This window comes from Arthrobacter sp. SIMBA_036 (assembly GCF_046535135.1).
Taxonomy (GTDB): domain Bacteria; phylum Actinomycetota; class Actinomycetes; order Actinomycetales; family Micrococcaceae; genus Arthrobacter.
This window is the reverse complement of the sequence record NZ_JAWRXG010000008.1, coordinates 213,883-230,911: the sequence shown is the minus strand read 5'-3', so window position 1 is coordinate 230,911 and position 17,029 is coordinate 213,883. Positions and strand designations below refer to the sequence as shown.

The window sequence follows — 17,029 nt, the reverse complement described above, 5'->3', positions numbered from 1 at the left end:
GGGGGTTTCGTTCATGATTTTCACCAACGCCCCGTCGGTGTCTGCTTCCAGCAGGGAGTCCCATTCCCGGCCCCAGAGGACCTTGATCACGTTCCAGCCCGCGCCGCGGAAGAACGCTTCGAGTTCCTGCATGATTTTCCCGTTGCCCCGGACCGGGCCGTCCAGGCGTTGGAGGTTGCAGTTGATCACGAAGTTCAGGTTGTCCAGGTTCTCGTTCGCGGCGAGTTGGAGCAGCCCACGGGATTCGGGTTCGTCCATTTCCCCGTCACCGAGGAACGCCCAGACCTGCTGGTCGGAGGTGTCTTTGATCCCGCGGTTATGCAGGTACCGGTTGGACTGGGCCTGGTAGATCGCGTTCATCGGGCCGATACCCATCGACACGGTCGGGAATTCCCAGAAATCAGGCATCAGACGCGGGTGCGGGTAGGAGGACAGGGCATGCCCGGCCTTGGACTTCTCCTGCCGGAACCCGTCCAGGTCTTCCTCGCTCAAACGTCCTTCCATGAACGCCCTGGCGTACATCCCGGGCGAGGCGTGGCCCTGGAAAAACACCTGGTCCCCGCCCGAGGGGTGGTCCTTGCCCCGGAAGAAATGATTGAACCCGACCTCATACAGGGTCGCAGCACCGGCGTAGGTGGAAATATGCCCGCCCACACCAATATCAGAGCGCTGCGCACGATGAACCATCACCGCAGCGTTCCACCGCATATACGCCCGGTACCGGCGCTCGAACTCCTCGTTCCCCGGGAACTCGGCCTCCTGATCCACCGGGATCGTGTTCACATAATCAGTGGTCGTCACCATCGGCACACCCACCGACCTCGCACCAGCACGCTGCAACAAACTCCGCATAATGTACTGGGCACGCTCGGTACCCTGCTCCGCGATCAACGCATCAAGGGACTCAATCCACTCAGCAGTCTCTTCCGGATCACGATCAGGCAGCTGGGCAGTCAACCCGCTGAGGATGTCTGAGGTCTCTTCTCCTACAGCCACGTCCAACCTTCCTTTTGGCGCATGCATCGGCGCCTCAGGTCCGGCAGGGTAACTGCCCATCGTGAATGCGTCGTGTGCGACGTTACAGTTTCAACAGCCCGGTCGGATGCGCCGGACAGGTCTTCTGAGCGTATGGCTACCAGTAGAATTTCTTGGGGCGGTCGCCCCGGAGCCATAGCGCTCATGGCCACTCTAGCTTTCACTTCGCCGGGATGCGTAGCCGCCGGGGTCCGGGAGCGTTGTATGTCACATATCTGCAGGACACCGTGACGGAAAGCACCTCCACGCCGCGGCGTGGAATCGCACCCCGAAGTGCGGAATATGGCCCGCGGCAGGGACAATGGCTTGAAGCACACGCCCAAAGGGTGTTGGCTGTTGGTAATGGAAGTCACTTCAAAAGGAGGAAACGTGAGCGAGGCCGACGCCGCCACATCGGTAAATGTGGCGGAAAGAATGGGTTTCAAAGACGGGGATCTGATTCAGGAACGCGGCTACGACGACGACGTCGATTTCGACTTGCGTGACGACATCGAAGATGTCACTGGCTCTGAACTATTGGATGAAGATGATCACGACGTCGTTGACGCCGTCATCTTTTGGTGGCGGGACGGCGATGGAGACCTCGTTGATGCGTTGGTCGATTCGCTCACCACGCTCAAGGAAGGCGGAGTCGTCTGGGTCCTCACCCCCAAGTCCGGCCGGGATAACTACGTTTCCCCCGCTGACATACAGGATGCTGCCCCCACCTCCGGTCTTCACCTGACCACCTCGGCAGGGGTGTCGAAAGACTGGAGCGCCACGCGTCTGGTGGCCAAGAAGAACAAGTGACGGACCTTCAGCAGGCCGCCCTGGCTGTGCCGCGAGTCGGCGAAGCGGCACCTGATTTTGAACTGACGAACCAATACGGCGAGCCCGTCCGGTTGTCCGACTACCGTGGCCGCAATGTGGTGATTGTTTTCTATCCCTTTGCTTTCTCAGGTATTTGTACCGGGGAGCTGTGTGAGCTTCGGGACAACCTTGCTGATTTTGAGGACGCCAACGCAACCGTGCTTGCCGTTTCCGTGGACAGCAAATTTACGCTCAGGGCCTACGCGGAGCAGGAAAATTACGGCTTTGACCTTCTGGCCGATTTTTGGCCCCACGGGGCAGTGGCGCAGCGGTACGGCGTGTTTGATGCCGCCAGTGGGATGGCATTGCGCGGAACGTTCATCATCGATGCCGGCGGAGCTATCCGGCACGTGATGGTCAATCCGCGTGGAAAAGCGCGTGATCTGGGCGAGTATCGGCGGGCACTGTCCGCCTTGGCCCAACGGTAAGTATGGGCACAACGGGAGCGGGCCAGGGCACGCCTGGGGTAGGGATGACCGGGTTCGCCAGCCTGCCGCCCGCGGCCCCTGAGGTGCTCGACCCCCGGGAACTTGAAGGATTGCAAGCTGCAGTTGGTGTTTTGGCTCACCGGCGGCTTGCAGTTCTCACGGGTGCGGGCCTCAGCACGGATTCCGGCATCCCCGATTACCGAGGTCCTGGATCCGCTCCCCGCAATCCCATGACGTATCAGGAATTTGTGGGAGACGTCGCAAACAGGCGCAGGTATTGGGCGCGTAACCACATCGGGTGGTCCCATTTACGGCACGCAGATCCCAACGCGGGGCACTTCGCCGTCGCGGCAATGGAACGCCGAGGGCTATTAACGGGTCTTATTACGCAAAACGTGGACCGGCTCCACGAGGACGCCGGAAGCGTCAATGTTGTTGACTTGCATGGGCGGTTCGACCAAGTGGTATGCCTTGAAAACGGCCACACATTCACCAGGGGTCTCATTGCCGCCATCCTTGAGGAAATCAATCCCGGATTCCTCGAAGCGGCCTTGGCCTCCAATGTGGTGGAGATGGCTCCTGACGCCGATGCCACTGTTGAGGACCCCGAACTCATCACCTCCTTCGCCATGGCTGTTTGTCCCATCTGCGGCGGCACTCTCAAACCCGACTTTGTCTACTTCGGCGAGAACGTTCCCAAGGATCGCGTGGTCCGGGCGTATGCGATGGTGGATGAGGCGCAGGCCCTCTTGGTGGCTGGTTCATCCCTGACTGTGCAGAGCGGGTTGAGGTTTGTCCGTCACGCCGCGAAGGCAGGGAAGCCCGTAGTAATCATCAACCGTGGCGCTACCCGCGGTGATGCGTTTGCGACCCTGAAGTTGGAGGCCGGGGTCAGCGGTGCGCTGGACTACCTTGCCCGTGAGCTTCCTGGTCTTGCCGAGCCATATCCGCCGATTGGTATTTCTTCCGATTGATCATGTAGAGTCATTGTTCGTTGGTCGACGCGCTGAAGTAACTGCAACGCATTGTGGAAGCGCTGAGATCACCGGTTTAGGGTCTTTAGCTCAGCTGGTAGAGCGCCACGTTTACACCGTGGATGTCATCGGTTCGATCCCGGTAGGACCCACCATGAATCCCCGTCACATCAGGCCTGAGGCCGATGTGGCGGGGATTTTTTTGTGGCCGGTATTTTTCGTATTAGTCCCGGATTCGGTCTGTCGATTCGCTCTTGGTCGACGGCCCCGGCCTTTGGCTGGAATGTCAGTGCCTACCCGTAGCGTCATGGTTCATGGAGCATGTTTTTATCCGCGGGAGTGAGCCCGGTACCGCTGCGGTGGTGGTAAGGGGCGATCGCGAGTGGCGCATTGTTGTTGAACCGGTCCGCTGGTTTGAGCGGGTTCCGTGGTGGGAGGACAGGAGACGGATGCCACGTGGCCAAGGCCGCGTGGATGTCGAGGTGCTGCAGGTGCAGGTCCGGTTGGGAAACAGCAGCCGGTCCAGCATCGCTACCTGGGAACTGGTGCGGGACGGCGAAGGCGGCGGGTGGCGGATCAGGGGCGAGCAGGTCGCAGCAGCCTGATGACGGCGATGAAATGGATGAGCTCTCCACCGCGACTATTGGGGGATGCCGCGGTGGAGAGCTCGAAGTTGAATATACAGCGAACCTTTGGGTTTGGAAAGCCGCGTGGCGTGAAGGCCCGTTGGACCTCTCGGGAAACGCTGGGGACGCCCTTCGGAATCCCTCGATCCCACTACGATGGGTAAATGTTCAGCAGGATGAACAGACGCTTTCCGAGGACTTGCGAGGAATGAGGATGCCCATGCCAGATTCCCATGCCGTCCGTTCCCCTGGGCTGGGGTCGTCGTCGCCAGCGCCTGCGGTTACCAGGGCAGCTGCCGTTTTGGAGGCACTTGCGAACTCGTACACGGGGCGGCTGACCTTGAGTGATTTGTCGCGCGAGCTCGGCATCCCGAAATCGTCGACATCCAACCTGCTTCTCGCGCTCGAGGAAGCGCGCTTGATCACGAGGCAGGGCGCGGATTTCACGTTGGGTCGAAAGCTCGTTGAACTGGGAGCTGCGTACCTGAGCCGCCTCGATGAGGTGCAGGAGTTCTATAAGTACTGTGAACAAGCGCCAACACTGTCAGGCGAAACAGTGCGGATCGCAATGCTCGACGGCGATCATGTGATTTATCTTGCCCGTTATGAGGGCCATCCGGCTGTCCGGCTGACATCGAACATCGGCGACAAGATGCCAGTCTCGCTGTGCGGTGTGGGGAAGGCCCTGCTGGCCCAGCTGCGCGACCACGACATCGAAGCCATGTTCCCCGACGGCATGGAGCTTCCCGTCATGACCACTAACTCCCTCCGCACGGCCGAGGAGTTGAAGGCGCAAGTAGCCGTGATCCGAAAGCAAGGTTTCGCTTTCGAAGACGAAGAATCCACCTTGGGGGTAGTTTGCTTGGCTGTTCCCGTCCCGACCCGCGGCGCCCATGGACCAAGCCTCGGGTTGTCCGTAACGGCACTGAAGGCTACCTATTCCCAAGAGCAGGGCGCGCAGATGGTTAAGGAACTCAAGGAATTGGCGCGTTCCTTGGGAAACCCGATGGGCTGATGCTGCCGTTCACAACTACGGGCACAAAGACCCGCGGCTGATCGCTCCAACTCGGCTCCAACTCGGCGATGGTTTGGCGCATGATCTTGTCCGCGGCGTCCCGCGCCAGCGCACCATCACCGGCGTCGATTGCGTGGGCAACGTCCATGTGCCACTGCAGCGCTTGTTTCTGGGGATGCTCGGGCATGAGTCCGTGGACCGTCCGCCCGGTCAGCGTTTCGGTGACCTGACCTATCAGGTTCGCGAACATCTCGTTGCCTGAGCCGGAGAGCACAAGAGCGTGGAAACGGATGTCGAGGTCCAGGAACCGGGGAACGTCACCGGCGTCTCCTGCTTCTTTCATCGCTTCCGAGATGGCTACCAGTTCCTGCCGGAGGCTCGCTGGCGCGTTGCTGGCGGCCAACTCGGCGGCTGTGGGTTCGACGGCGGAACGCAGCTCCGCGAGCGAGCGCAGTTGGGAGCCGCGGCCATCGCCGGCCAAGCGCCACCTGATGACCATCGGATCGAAGGGGTTCCAGCGATGCGCCGGCAAAACCCGGATGCCTACCCGCTTGATCGTCTCCACCAATCCCAAGGACTGAAGCACCCGCACTGCTTCCCGGACTACCGAACGGGAAACATTCAGTTCTTCTTCGAGGTGTTCTGCCAACATGACGTGGCCGGTCGGAAGGGTGCCATCGACAATCCGGGTTCCCAAATGCTCAATGGCGCGGTGGTGGAGGCTGGTGGACATAGAGGCAAGCATAGTGGCGGCAGGGCAGCGTCATAGACTGTTTATGACGCGGAGCCTTCCAGAACGTGGGCGCCGCTTCCTCACCCGAATGTAATTACGTATGGTTTATTACAGCCCCTGGTTACGAATTCGCTTCCTGCGTGCCCGCAGGACTGTATGCACACGAACGAATTGGAGTTTTGATGTCAGCACACATCGGTGTCACCGGCCTTGCGGTAATGGGTGCCAATCTTGCCCGCAACCTCGCCCGCAACGGCTTCACCGTGGCTCTTCACAACCGCTCCGTGGAAAAGACCGACGCGTTGCTGGAAAAGCACGGGACAGAAGGAGACTTCATCCGCACGGAAACGCTGCAGGAACTGGTCGACTCACTCGAAAAGCCCCGCCGCGTCCTCATCATGGTCAAGGCGGGCGCTCCTGTTGACAACGTCATCGAGCAGCTCGAACCGCTGCTCGAAGCCGGGGACATCATCATCGACGCCGGCAACTCGCACTACGAGGACACTCGCCGCCGTGAAGCGGCCTTGGCCAAGAAGGACCTGCACTTCGTGGGCGTTGGCGTGTCCGGCGGCGAAGAAGGCGCGCTGAATGGCCCTTCGATCATGCCCGGTGGTTCCAAGGAGTCGTACGACGCCCTCGGCCCGCTGCTGGAAAAGATTTCGGCCAAGGTCGACGGCGAACCCTGCTGCGCGTGGATCGGTACCGACGGTGCCGGCCACTTTGTGAAGATGGTGCACAACGGCATCGAATATGCCGACATGCAGGTCATCGGTGAAGCCTTCGACCTCCTCCGTTCGGGTGCAGGCATTGAGCCTGCCGAACAGTCAAAGATCTTCACTGAGTGGAACAAGGGCGATCTGTCCTCCTTCCTCATCGAGATCTCAGCTGAGGTCCTGGGCCACGTTGATGCCAAGACCGGTAAGCCGTTCGTTGATGTCGTCGTCGACGCCGCTGGCCAGAAGGGCACCGGACGCTGGACCGTTATCTCCGCCTTGGAGCTCGGCTCGCCGGTGTCCGGCATCGCCGAGTCCGTATTTGCCCGTGCGCTGTCCTCGCAGGCAGAGCAGCGCAAGCTCGGCCAGGAATTGCTGGCCGGAGAAGAAGCTCCCGTGGAAATCCCCGAGACGTTCGTGGAGGATGTACGCCAGGCTCTCTATGCCTCCAAGCTCGTTTCCTACGCACAGGGCCTGGACATGCTGACCTCCGCTGCCAAGGAGTACGGCTGGGACCTCAAGCTGGACCAGATCGCATCGCTGTGGCGTGCGGGCTGCATCATCCGTGCAGAGCTGCTCAAGGACATTACCAAGGCCTACGCAGCCGAGGAGAAGCCCGCCAACCTGCTCTTCGCCCCGGCCTTCACCAAGGCCATCGCAGAGGCCCTTCCGGCCTGGCGTCGGGTTGTAGCTACGGCGGTCCAGCTCGGTATTCCGGTTCCGGTATTTTCCTCGTCGTTGGCCTACTACGACGGCCTGCGCCGCAAGCGCGTTGCCGCTGCCCTGATCCAGGGCCAGCGCGACCTCTTCGGTGCACACACCTACGGCCGCGTGGACACCGAGGGCACGTTCCACACCCTGTGGGGCGAAGACAAGTCTGAGGTCTCGGCTGTGGACACCCACTAGCCAGCCCTGACGCAGGAAGCGCCCCGGTTCAGTGAACTGGGGCGCTTCCTGCGTTTAAGGGAAACAAAGAAAATCCAAGCGCAGCTAAATCCGATATTCGATGTAGTACTCCGCCGGATCAACCGCTGGTTTGGTTTCCGATCGCGCATCGCGGTGGCGCCAGGTGGCGGGAATGCCGGTGATGATTGACTCCGGCGGTGCGTCTTTGACGACGACGGCGTTGGCACCGACCGCGCTGTCAGCGCCGATGGTGATGGGTCCGAGGACCTTGGCACCGGCACCGATGGTCACGCGATCCCCGATGGTGGGGTGGCGTTTGACCTTGGCCAATGAACGTCCGCCCAGTGTTACGCCGTGATAAATCATGACGTCCTCACCAATTTCGGCGGTCTCGCCGATCACCACTCCCATGCCATGGTCAATGAAGAAGCGCCGCCCGATGGTTGCACCGGGATGGATCTCGATGCCGGTCATGAACCGCGCCAACTGGGAGATCAAGCGGGCGGGGAAGCGCAGGGCAGGGTTCTGCCACAGCCGGTGGGTCAGGCGGTGAGCCCAGATGGCGTGAAGCCCGGAGTAGGCAAAAAAGTTCTCGAAAGAGCCTCGCGCCGCCGGGTCGTGAGACCGGGCGGCGTCGAGGTCTTCCCTAAGCCTTGCGAAGAAGCTCACAAAGACCTTTCTACAGGAAATGAAGATGTGCGGGCGAAGTGTTAGCCGCGGATATCGTCAAACAGCACGGTCGAGATGTAGCGCTCTCCGAAGTCGCAGACGACGGCGACAATCAGCTTGCCCGCGTTCTCAGGTCGCTTGGCGAGTTCCAGGGCGCCCCACACAATGGCGCCGGAGGAGATGCCGCCGAGGATGCCTTCACGCGCGCCGAGTTCACGGGCCACCCGGACCGAATCTTCGAGCGTGGCGTCCAGGACTTCGTCGTACACGTTGGTGTCCAGGATTTCCGGCACAAAGTTGGCACCGAGGCCCTGGATCTTGTGCGGGCCTGGGGCGCCACCGTTGAGGATAGCGGAGTCCTTGGGCTCAACGGCAACGATCTGGACGCCGGGCTTGCGCTCCTTGAGGACTTGGCCGACGCCGGTGATGGTACCGCCCGTGCCAACGCCTGAGACGAAGATATCTACTTCCCCGTCGGTATCGGCCCAGATTTCCTCAGCGGTGGTGTCGCGGTGGACCTGCGGGTTGGCTTCGTTGGCGAACTGCTGCGCCCAAATCGAGTTCTCCGTGGTGGCCACGATCTCCTGCGCCTTTTCCACAGCGCCGCGCATGCCTTCGGAGCCGGGGGTCAGGACGATTTCCGCACCGTAAGCCCGGAGCATCACGCGGCGTTCCGTGGACATGGTCTCGGGCATGGTCAGGATGACCTTGTAACCGCGGGCTGCGCCCACCAAGGCCAACGCGATGCCGGTGTTGCCGGAGGTGCCCTCAACAATGGTTCCACCGGGCTTCAAAGCGCCGGACTTCTCCGCGGCGTCAATGATGGCAACGCCGATGCGGTCCTTGACGCTGTTGGCCGGGTTGTAAAACTCGAGCTTGACTGCCACGGTGGCATCGAGCCCCTCAGTAAGCCGGTTCAAACGGACCAGCGGAGTGCGGCCGACCAGCTGAGTGACGTCGTCGTAGATCCGTGCCATGAAAATTATGCCTATCTCTCAAGAGGGAATGCTGAGGTCAGCCTAGCCAGCCCGAACGAAACCCTGCTAAGCCGTAAGCCACGCGGAGTAATATTTCCGGGCCTTGGCCAACTTCGGGTTGATGATCACTTGGCAGTAACCCTGGTACGGATACTTTCCGTAATAGTTCTGGTGCACTTCCTCGGCTTCGAAGAATTCCGGCAGGCGCGCGACTTCCGTGACGATCGGATCCGACCATAACGCCTGGGCCCGCTCTATCGCTTCCTCGAACAGGATCTTTTCCTCTGTCGTGGAATAGAACATGGATGACCGGTATTGGGTTCCTACGTCATAGCCCTGGCGATTCAACGTGGTGGGGTCGTGAAGGGCGAAGAACATGTCCAGGATGATTTCTTCCGGAACCACGGACTCGTCGAAAGTTACGGCAACGACTTCGGCATGGCCGGTCGTTCCGGAACACACCTCGTAGTAGTCATTGCGGACGTGGCCGCCGGTATAGCCGGAGACTACTGAGCTGACGCCGCGGGTCTTCTGGTAAACAGCATCGAGGCACCAGAAGCAGCCGCCGCCAAGTACGAAAGTTTTCATGTTCTCTTCAATGGATGGGAGGGGCTGATGATTCCCGCAACACCTTACGGGACAATAACGGTGCCCGGCAGATACCGCGGAAAGTAAAGCCTGCCGATCCGGCTGAGTACGGGTGAGTAGGTAACAATAGGACTATGGAAGCCGTAAATACCCCCATAACTGATGCGGATTCCGGTGACGATGCCGGGGAAGCCATCGGGGACCCAACGCTCGGACAAGTGTTACTGGCTGTGGAGGAGCTCTGGCCGGAGTCCTTGGCCGAGGACTGGGACGAGGTAGGCCTGGTGGTCGGTCATCCCGCCGTTCCGGTGGAGAAGATCATGTTTGCCGTCGATCCCACGCTGGCCGTGATCGATGAGGCCATCGAGTGGGGGGCCCAACTGCTCATTACGCATCACCCTTTACTCCTCAAAGGCGTCAATTCAGTGGCTGCGACGTCCGCGAAGGGCCTGGCCGTCCATCGGCTTATTGAGGCCGGGGCCGCGCTGCTGACCGTCCACACCAACGGAGATTCGGCAGTCGGTGGCGTCTCGGACGTCTTGGCTGACGCCCTCGGGTTGGAAAACGTCTCGCCCCTTACGGTTGCCGCCAACGGATTACCCGAAGAAGGCATCGGCCGGGTCGGTGACCTCTCGGACATCATGACGCTGGGTGATTTTGCGGCCCGCGTTTTTGAAATGCTTCCCGCGGTCGCAGGCGGGGTGCGGGTGGCCGGCGACAAGGACGGGTTGGTCAAGCGGGTCGCGGTCTGCGGTGGTGCAGGTGACAGCTTGTTCGGTGCCGTCCGGGCGAACCACGCCGATGTGTACGTCACGGCAGACATGCGGCACCACCCGGCGTCCGAAGCCCGTGAGGGCACGCCCAATGGACGGCCCTACCTGATCGACGTGTCGCACTTCGCGAGTGAGTGGTTGTGGCTTCCCCCCGCTGCCGAGGCACTGGGTAACGTACTCGCGGACCAGGGGTACGACGTCGAAATCCGTGTCAGTACCACCAACAGCGATCCTTGGGACTTCATACTCACTCCCGCCGGGGACTAGAGTCTAGAAGGATACGGACAACCCCGGCAGCGCCGGGCGTCCGGCCGGGCTTGATTGGCAGGACCGGTGGGGACAAACGGAGGTAAGCGTGGCGAAGGCAGCACCGGCGGAACAATTGAAATTGCTTGAACTGCAGGGGCTGGATGCCAAGCTGAAGTCGCTGGCTGGCAAGCGGAAGGTGCTGGAGACGGATCCGCGGATCACGGATCTCACGGATGCGCTCAGGGTCGCAAACGGGGAGCTGGGAGCGGCAAAGGTTGCAGTGCACGACGCCGAGGCCGAACTCCGCCGCGCCGAGGCCGACGTCGAACAGGTAGCCACGCGTATTGAACGCGACGAAGCGCGGTTGAACAGCGGCACCGGACTCTCCAAAGACCTCGTCGCGCTGCAGAGTGACATCGCGTCACTGAACAAGCGGCGCTCGGACCTCGAGGATGTCGAGCTGGAGATACTCGAGCGGTTGGACGCATTGCGGGAGCGCCAAGCTGCACAGCAGGCGATCGTCGATGACATCCAAGGCTCGTTTGGCAGCATTCGGGCTGAGCTCGATGAGGCGATCGCCGAGATCGCGGCCGAAGAAGCGGTGGTGCGCGGGCAACGAGCCGCCTTCTCCGTATCCCTTGACCAGGCGATGGTCGCTGTTTACGAGAAGACTATCGCCAAGCGGGGAGTAGGCGCCGCGCGGCTCTTCCATGGCAAGTCCGAGGGGTCGGGCATGATGCTGAGCCCCGGTGACCTGGCTGAGGTCAGGGCAGCGGCGGACGATGAGATTGTTTTCTGCCCGGATTCCGGATGCATCCTCGTACGTTCGGCGGAATGGAACTGAACCATCCCGCTGGGAATTAACTGGAGAGAATGATGTTCAGCGCGTGTGGTTTACGCGCCGTTCCGATCTCAAGTTCCGCGGTCCAAATTTCCCGGGCTGCCTTGGCCAACTGATCCGGGGTGGCCGGTGCCTTGCCGCGCCTGGTCAAGAGGTGGCGGGCCAGCTCGCCGCGGGTGTGCTTGGCGAAGTGGCTGACCACCGTTCGCTTGCCACGTGCCTCAGTGAACACGTTGACATTGACCGTCTGCGCTGGCGGCGGAGCCCAAGCAGCGGCATATGTGCTGGAACGGCAATCCACCACCAATTCACCTTCCGCGCGCTTGGCGAGGGCGGCGTTGAGGTGCGGCTTCCAGAACGAGGCGAGGCGTCCGACGTCGGGCAGTGCGGTTCCCATGGAAAGCCGGTAGGCGGGCACGTGGTCGCCAAAGCCGATAGCGCCCCACAACGCCGAAATGACCAGCACTGAGTCGATCGCTTTGCGGCGCTGCGTCGGGGTCATGCTCTTGAAACCGAGGGCGTCGTACAGCACCCCCGAATACACTTGATGCGCAGGAGCTGCCGGCTCGGCATGCAGGCGGGTATTGCGTTCGACGTCGTCCCGCAGCGAAGCGCCCACCCCCAGCAACGCGAGGGCGTCCTGGTGCGAGCTGACTGTCCCGAGGGATTCCAGCACTTTTGCGCGGCAAGGATTCAGTTCCGGGAAGCTGAGGGACTCCCAGTCGACGGCGGAGCCCTTCACCGCGGGGGTCTTGCCTTCAGATGGCGGCAGCAGAATCAGCACCAGACGATACTAGCCGGATTTACGGGTGGAACTCGCGGAGAATTCGGCCGGGCAAGACGCCGGTAGACTGGAGCGCGGATGGGTTGACCAGGCGGTCGCGCGCCACGGAAGTGGCTCGAGGAACGTCCGGGCTCCACAGGGCAGGGTGGTGGGTAACGCCCACTCGGGGTAACCCGCAGGCCAGTGCCACAGAGAACAGACCGCCTGCTTCATCGGTGCCCGCACCGTGAACGGCAGGTAAGGGTGAAACGGTGGTGTAAGAGACCACCAGCTCCCTGGGTGACCGGGGAGGCTAGGTAAACCCCACCCGGAGCAAGGCCAGACAGGACACGTTTGAGGGCTGCCCGCCCGAGTGTCCGGGTAGGCTGCTGGAGGGCGTCGGCAACGGCGTTCGTAGATGGATGGCCGCCACTCCCGTTCCGGCAACGGATCGGGATGACAGAACCCGGCGTATCGGTCAACCCATCCATTTATTACCGCGCACTTTCCTGCCGACATCAGACCCGTGTGAGTGATTTCACGCCAGCTGGCAGATAGCTGGCAGGGTCCTCCCCGTAGAATGGTTCCTGAACGTGGAAGTTCTGCCGCCGGGACTGCGTTCGCAGCCGGCGGATTTTTCTTTGTTCTCGTTCAAGGTGCTGTGGGCGGACCGAAGCCCGGCCAGTGCCAGTGCCGCAGGATTACTCCGGGCGGCCGCCATCTGCATACGAGGACGTATGTAGTTGACCCAAGGAAGGTAGTTCTGTGAGCCAGACGTCAGATTCTTGTCTTGATAAGTGGATGGGCCGGGAGGCTCTCGCCGAGGCGATGATTCCAGTGATCGGCCGGTTGTACAGGGAAAACAACGTGGTCACCAGCATCCACGGCCGCAGCCTGATCAATAAATCCACCATGAACATCCTGAAGGCACACCGCTTTGCCCGCCGGATGAGCAACACCGAGCTCCTCCTTGAGGAAACGGCTCCGTTGCTGAATGCCTTGGCTGAGCTGGACCTTGGCGCGGCGGCCATTGACATTGCACGTTTGACGGAGAAGTACCGGGTAGAAGGCAACGGCGCCTCGCTCGATGAGTACCTGCGTGGCGAGCTTGCCGAGATTGTTGGGAAGCGCGGCGCTGATGACCGTACCAGCACCGACGTCGTGCTGTACGGTTTCGGGCGTATCGGGCGGTTGTTGGCCCGTATCCTGATCGAGAAGGCCGGCGGCGGGCACGGTCTGCGGCTCCGGGCGATCGTGGTCCGCAAGGGCGCCGAGAACGATCTGGTCAAGCGTGCCAGCCTGCTGCGCCGGGACTCCGTGCATGGTTCCTTCGAGGGCACCATCAGGGTGGATGAGGACGCCAACACCATCACCGCCAACGGTGTGCAGATCCAAGTCATCTACTCGGACAACCCCGCCACCGTGGACTACACCGCCTACGGGATCAAAGACGCCCTGGTGGTGGACAACACCGGCCGCTGGCGTGACGCCGAAGGCCTTTCCCAGCACCTGCAGAGCAACGGCGTGGCCCGTGTCCTGCTCACCGCCCCGGGCAAGGGCGAGCTGAAGAACATCGTCCACGGCATCAACCACCGCGACATCAACGACGACGACACGATCGTCACCGCCGCCTCGTGCACCACCAACGCGATCACCCCGGTGCTGAAGGCCATCAACGACAAGTTCGGCATCGTTCACGGCCACGTCGAAACGGTCCACTCGTTCACCAACGACCAGAACCTGATCGATAACTTCCACAAGGGCGACCGCCGGGGCCGTTCGGCGGCGTTGAACATGGTCATCACCGAGACCGGGGCCGCCAAGGCCGTAGCCAAAGCACTGCCGCAATTGCAGGGCAAACTCACCGGTAACGCCATCCGTGTTCCCACCCCGGATGTGTCCATGGCCATCCTGAACCTCAACCTCGAGAACGGCACCACCCGTGATGAGGTCAACGATTACCTCCGCGAGATGTCCCTCCACTCCGAACTCCGCAAGCAGATCGACTACATCGACTCCCCGGACGTCGTGTCCACGGACTTCGTCGGCTCCCGCCGGGCAGGCATCGTGGACGGGCTCGCAACCATCTCCAACGACAAAAACCTCATACTCTACGTCTGGTACGACAACGAGTTCGGCTACTCCTGCCAAGTAGTCCGCGTCATGGAAGAAATGGCCGGCGTCAACCCGCCGTCCTTCCCCGCGCGGGACGTTGTGGCGCCTATCGCAGTGCTTGAGGGCGCTGGCGCCTGATTGCCTGAAATAGTCGTGGGATTCCCGGCCTGTTCACTGGAAACGGTCGGGAATTCTGTCCAGAATGGGCATCATGGAAAGGGAGTCAACTATGGAACATGAAACCACCCTGGAACACGCGCTGGATGTCGCGCGCGCTAACCAGAAACAAGCTCAGAAGCTCCTTGATCAGGCAATAGCAGCCAACGCCACGGGCGACGTCACGGATCAACGCGTCGAGCAATTGCGGGGGCTCCTTGCCCTGGCCACGGAGGACCTGCAGCGGGTTACCCGGGAGCAATAGCCCCCACTGGTCCTCCACACTGGGGATAGCCGCGTGCCCGGCTGCTCAGTGCTTTACGCTCGAAGGACACCATCTACCTCTATCGGATAAAGGTCCTTTGAGTCTCACATATTCTGCCTATCAGCGGGCGCGGCGCAGGTCGCGGCAAGCATGGGCCATAATCTTGCTGGGCGCCGCCACCATCGTGGCGGCGCTCACTTGGTTCTTCCTTTCCGGCCAGTTCGCTGTGTCCGAGCCAGCAGTGTCGGGGCCAGTGGATGCCCCGGTCTTCAATCCTGCGTGGATGAAGCCCCTCCCGGGTGCGTCCGCTGTAGCGCCGGCTAAAGCCCTTGACGCGCTGGAACGCCTCAGGGTTAAGGGAAAGGCGCCTCAAACCGGGTACGACCGCACGCAGTTCGGCCAAGCCTGGCTGGATGTCGACCGGAACGGTTGCGACACTCGCAACGACATCCTGCGGCGGGACCTGTCCGCGGTGGTCTTTGCCGAAGGGTCTTCCTGCAAGGTTGCCGCAGGCGACTTCATGGAGCCTTACACCGGTCTGCGTGTCTCGTTCCGCAGGGGCCAGGACACCAGCGCCTCCGTGCAAATCGACCACGTGGTGGCCTTGTCCAACGCGTGGCAAACCGGCGCCCAGCAACTCACACCACAACAGCGCCAAACGTTGGCCAACGACCCCCTGAACCTTCTCGCCGCCGACGGCCCGGCCAACGTGAAGAAAGGGGCCGGCGACGCGGCGACGTGGTTGCCTGCCAACAAGAACTTCAGGTGCCACTATGTGGCCCGGCAGATTTCAGTCAAGACGGCATACAACCTCTGGGTTACCCCAGCAGAAAAGGACGCGATGAAGCGCATCCTGGGCTCATGCCCCGATCAGCAGACTATTTACAGCCGGAGGTAGCCGTGCCCCAGCTGCCACGTCCCGCCGTCGTCGATCCTTTCTAGAACCGTACGCTGCAGGGACGTGTCGCGGGGGAGTGCGTGCAGGTTTTCCAGGCCTCGCTGCCGGAAAGTGAAATACACAGCGTCCGTGGGGGCATCCGTGCATCGCTCCACCGTGAAGCGACGCGCAAAGGAGGCGATGTTGCTCGCTGGAAGCCGATCCAAGAGGTAGGGGTCAAGCATCCACGACTCACACGTGGCCAGGGCCGCACGCTTGTCCGAGAAATGCTGGGCAAAGAAGGAACGCGCCTCGGCGAAGCTGGCGTCAACCAATGCGGGGGAGAGGCTGCCCCCTTCCGGTATGTGCACTCCAAGGACCCACGACGGCGGTTCTGCCGCGCCGTCGTCCGCTCCTGCAGCCCGAATCAGGTGGAACTGGAGCCGCCCCAACCTGAACAAGTTCCCCGCCATGTGCAGCGTCAGCCAGGTCCAAGTGTCCAGCCCAAACTTCCCGTGGACGCGTCGGTTGATGCGTAACTGCAGCCCGACGTCTGCCAAGGTCGCGGACGAGACTGCGGGGCTGATTCCCAGCCGCCGATGATAGTCTGCCACTGTCGGCGCGAATCTTAGGAGGGCTTCAATCCAGTCAGTCTCAGAGCACTCATGCGCACCGGAGGGTCCGGCGGGGATAGCTTCTGACGGAAATGTTCCAAGCCGTCCATTCAAGGCGGCCAGCGCCTCTTTGACATGCTCGCTGGGCGGCGATGACAGGAGTTCTGCGCATCCAGCGGCGTCCTCGCCGCGGATGTCCAGGGTTTGGAACAACTCCCGGAACGGGGCGTCTACCACGGTCTTAGTGACCGAACGGATCGGGGTCGACGCCAGGCATCCAGGTCAGGCCAGGGACGCCCCATCCGTTCTTCTTGGCCTGCTTCATGGCTTTCCTGGCGTATCGATCGACCAGTTTGTTGACGTAGAGCTTGCCGTCCAAATGATCAAACTCGTGCTGCAGGATCCGGGCGAACCAGCCGGTCGCTTCAAAGTCCACAGGGTTCCCGTCACCGTCGAAGCCTTCGACACGGGCCCACTCGGCGCGTTGGAGCGGGTAATACTCGCCAGGGAAGGACAAGCAGCCTTCGACGTCTTCGTCCGGATCCGGTAGGGCACCGGAAACCTTTGACAGGGTCAAGGTCGGGTTCACCAAGACACCTTGATCCGGCGCGTCGTCGTCGTTGGCGTATTTGAAAATGAAGATGCGCTTGCCCACGCCCACTTGGGGCGCAGCCAGGCCAACGCCGTTGGCGGCGTCGTTCGTTTCAATCATGTCCGCAATGAGTGACCGCAGCTCGTCGTCGAAACGCTCCACTTCGCTGGCGCGGCGGTGCAAAACAGGTTCGCCCCAGATTGTTACTGGCAGGACGGTCATGTTTGTTCTTCCTTCGTTGATCGCGGTGATCCGGAAACGGGCCTGCCGC

Annotated in this window: 18 protein-coding genes, 1 tRNA gene, 1 other RNA gene and 1 pseudogene; 13 read left to right on the top strand and 8 right to left on the bottom strand. The window is 61.6% G+C overall.

Annotated features, from left to right (window positions below):
* Positions 1-1,023, bottom strand: a pseudogene (locus SB659_RS12970) (pyruvate dehydrogenase (acetyl-transferring), homodimeric type); the annotation flags it as partial.
* Positions 1,024-1,404: 381 nt separating this feature from the next.
* On the opposite strand from SB659_RS12970, the gene SB659_RS12965 reads away from it, so the two are divergent.
* From SB659_RS12965 to SB659_RS12940, 6 genes are all read left to right on the top strand, one after another.
* The gene (locus SB659_RS12965) at positions 1,405-1,824 is read left to right on the top strand and encodes a DUF3052 domain-containing protein (protein WP_284977410.1); all 420 of its coding nucleotides are present in this window, start codon (positions 1,405-1,407) and stop codon (positions 1,822-1,824) included.
* A complete protein-coding gene (locus SB659_RS12960; RefSeq protein ID WP_284980084.1) occupies positions 1,821-2,312 on the top strand; it encodes a peroxiredoxin in 492 nt (163 codons plus the stop codon). The genes SB659_RS12965 and SB659_RS12960 overlap by 4 nt, the downstream gene beginning before the upstream one ends.
* Positions 2,313-2,356: 44 nt before the next feature.
* A complete protein-coding gene (locus SB659_RS12955; protein WP_410550663.1) occupies positions 2,357-3,286 on the top strand; it encodes an NAD-dependent protein deacetylase in 930 nt (309 codons plus the stop codon).
* Positions 3,287-3,365: 79 nt separating this feature from the next.
* A tRNA-Val gene (locus SB659_RS12950) sits at positions 3,366-3,441 on the top strand.
* 159 nt (positions 3,442-3,600) lie between these two features.
* Complete coding sequence (locus tag SB659_RS12945) at positions 3,601-3,891, top strand: hypothetical protein (protein WP_284980086.1); 291 nt, start codon at positions 3,601-3,603, stop codon at positions 3,889-3,891.
* A gap of 241 nt (positions 3,892-4,132) precedes the next feature.
* On the top strand, positions 4,133-4,927 hold the full coding sequence (locus tag SB659_RS12940) for an IclR family transcriptional regulator (RefSeq protein ID WP_284980087.1): 795 nt from the start codon (positions 4,133-4,135) through the stop codon (positions 4,925-4,927).
* On the opposite strand, the gene SB659_RS12935 is transcribed toward SB659_RS12940, so the two are convergent.
* Complete coding sequence (locus tag SB659_RS12935) at positions 4,887-5,660, bottom strand: FadR/GntR family transcriptional regulator (RefSeq protein WP_284980088.1); 774 nt, start codon at positions 5,658-5,660, stop codon at positions 4,887-4,889. The genes SB659_RS12940 and SB659_RS12935 overlap by 41 nt on opposite strands.
* 182 nt (positions 5,661-5,842) lie before the next feature.
* Between SB659_RS12935 and gndA the strand changes: the two genes are divergently transcribed.
* Positions 5,843-7,279 carry an NADP-dependent phosphogluconate dehydrogenase gene (gndA, locus tag SB659_RS12930; RefSeq protein ID WP_410550662.1) on the top strand — a complete coding sequence of 479 codons (1,437 nt, stop codon included), beginning with the start codon at positions 5,843-5,845 and terminating at the stop codon, positions 7,277-7,279.
* A gap of 84 nt (positions 7,280-7,363) precedes the next feature.
* On the opposite strand, the gene epsC is transcribed toward gndA, so the two are convergent.
* The 3 genes from epsC to msrA form a co-directional block, all read right to left on the bottom strand.
* Positions 7,364-7,948: a serine O-acetyltransferase EpsC gene (gene epsC / locus SB659_RS12925; protein WP_410550661.1), complete on the bottom strand. Its 585-nt coding sequence runs from the start codon at positions 7,946-7,948 to the stop codon at positions 7,364-7,366.
* Between the two features lie 41 nt (positions 7,949-7,989).
* Positions 7,990-8,925, bottom strand: coding sequence for a cysteine synthase A (gene cysK / locus SB659_RS12920; protein ID WP_410550660.1), 936 nt, complete (start codon positions 8,923-8,925; stop codon positions 7,990-7,992).
* Between the two features lie 66 nt (positions 8,926-8,991).
* The gene (gene msrA, locus SB659_RS12915; RefSeq protein WP_410550659.1) at positions 8,992-9,513 is read right to left on the bottom strand and encodes a peptide-methionine (S)-S-oxide reductase MsrA; all 522 of its coding nucleotides are present in this window, start codon (positions 9,511-9,513) and stop codon (positions 8,992-8,994) included.
* A gap of 134 nt (positions 9,514-9,647) precedes the next feature.
* Here msrA and SB659_RS12910 point away from each other — a divergent pair, with 134 nt between their 5' ends.
* Positions 9,648-10,553, top strand: a complete 906-nt coding sequence (locus SB659_RS12910) for a Nif3-like dinuclear metal center hexameric protein (RefSeq protein WP_410550658.1) — start codon at positions 9,648-9,650, stop codon at positions 10,551-10,553.
* Positions 10,554-10,641: 88 nt separating this feature from the next.
* Positions 10,642-11,379 (top strand): zinc ribbon domain-containing protein, encoded by a 738-nt coding sequence (locus SB659_RS12905; protein ID WP_410550657.1) that lies wholly within the window; start codon positions 10,642-10,644, stop codon positions 11,377-11,379.
* 16 nt (positions 11,380-11,395) lie between these two features.
* On the opposite strand, the gene SB659_RS12900 is transcribed toward SB659_RS12905, so the two are convergent.
* Positions 11,396-12,160 (bottom strand): YaaA family protein, encoded by a 765-nt coding sequence (locus SB659_RS12900; protein ID WP_410550656.1) that lies wholly within the window; start codon positions 12,158-12,160, stop codon positions 11,396-11,398.
* A 79-nt stretch (positions 12,161-12,239) separates the two neighbouring features.
* On the opposite strand from SB659_RS12900, the gene rnpB reads away from it, so the two are divergent.
* From rnpB to SB659_RS12880, 4 genes are all read left to right on the top strand, one after another.
* Positions 12,240-12,629, top strand: an RNA gene (gene rnpB, locus SB659_RS12895) — RNase P RNA component class A.
* Between the two features lie 275 nt (positions 12,630-12,904).
* Positions 12,905-14,392 (top strand): glyceraldehyde-3-phosphate dehydrogenase, encoded by a 1,488-nt coding sequence (locus SB659_RS12890; RefSeq protein ID WP_410550655.1) that lies wholly within the window; start codon positions 12,905-12,907, stop codon positions 14,390-14,392.
* A gap of 73 nt (positions 14,393-14,465) precedes the next feature.
* A complete protein-coding gene (locus SB659_RS12885; RefSeq protein ID WP_284978041.1) occupies positions 14,466-14,675 on the top strand; it encodes a hypothetical protein in 210 nt (69 codons plus the stop codon).
* Positions 14,676-14,772: 97 nt separating this feature from the next.
* Positions 14,773-15,573 (top strand): HNH endonuclease family protein, encoded by an 801-nt coding sequence (locus tag SB659_RS12880; protein WP_410550654.1) that lies wholly within the window; start codon positions 14,773-14,775, stop codon positions 15,571-15,573.
* Here SB659_RS12880 and SB659_RS12875 read toward each other — a convergent pair.
* Positions 15,558-16,403: an acyltransferase domain-containing protein gene (locus SB659_RS12875; RefSeq protein ID WP_410550653.1), complete on the bottom strand. Its 846-nt coding sequence runs from the start codon at positions 16,401-16,403 to the stop codon at positions 15,558-15,560. The genes SB659_RS12880 and SB659_RS12875 overlap by 16 nt on opposite strands.
* 4 nt (positions 16,404-16,407) lie before the next feature.
* Positions 16,408-16,980 (bottom strand): peptide deformylase, encoded by a 573-nt coding sequence (gene def, locus SB659_RS12870; protein ID WP_284978038.1) that lies wholly within the window; start codon positions 16,978-16,980, stop codon positions 16,408-16,410.
* Between the last annotated feature and the right edge of the window lie 49 nt (positions 16,981-17,029).

Excerpts from the sequence above, each read along its gene's own strand:
- gndA (WP_410550662.1), top strand. The coding sequence starts at position 5,843 with ATGTCAGCACACATCGGTGTCACCGGCCTTGCGGTAATGGGTGCCAAT.
- SB659_RS12945 (WP_284980086.1), top strand. The coding sequence starts at position 3,601 with ATGGAGCATGTTTTTATCCGCGGGAGTGAGCCCGGTACCGCTGCGGTG.
- SB659_RS12955 (WP_410550663.1), top strand. The coding sequence starts at position 2,357 with ATGACCGGGTTCGCCAGCCTGCCGCCCGCGGCCCCTGAGGTGCTCGAC.
- SB659_RS12910 (WP_410550658.1), top strand. The coding sequence starts at position 9,648 with ATGGAAGCCGTAAATACCCCCATAACTGATGCGGATTCCGGTGACGAT.
- SB659_RS12940 (WP_284980087.1), top strand. The coding sequence starts at position 4,133 with ATGCCAGATTCCCATGCCGTCCGTTCCCCTGGGCTGGGGTCGTCGTCG.
- SB659_RS12885 (WP_284978041.1), top strand. The coding sequence starts at position 14,466 with ATGGAAAGGGAGTCAACTATGGAACATGAAACCACCCTGGAACACGCG.
- def (WP_284978038.1), bottom strand. The coding sequence starts at position 16,980 with ATGACCGTCCTGCCAGTAACAATCTGGGGCGAACCTGTTTTGCACCGC.
- msrA (WP_410550659.1), bottom strand. The coding sequence starts at position 9,513 with ATGAAAACTTTCGTACTTGGCGGCGGCTGCTTCTGGTGCCTCGATGCT.
- cysK (WP_410550660.1), bottom strand. The coding sequence starts at position 8,925 with ATGGCACGGATCTACGACGACGTCACTCAGCTGGTCGGCCGCACTCCG.
- SB659_RS12935 (WP_284980088.1), bottom strand. The coding sequence starts at position 5,660 with ATGTCCACCAGCCTCCACCACCGCGCCATTGAGCATTTGGGAACCCGG.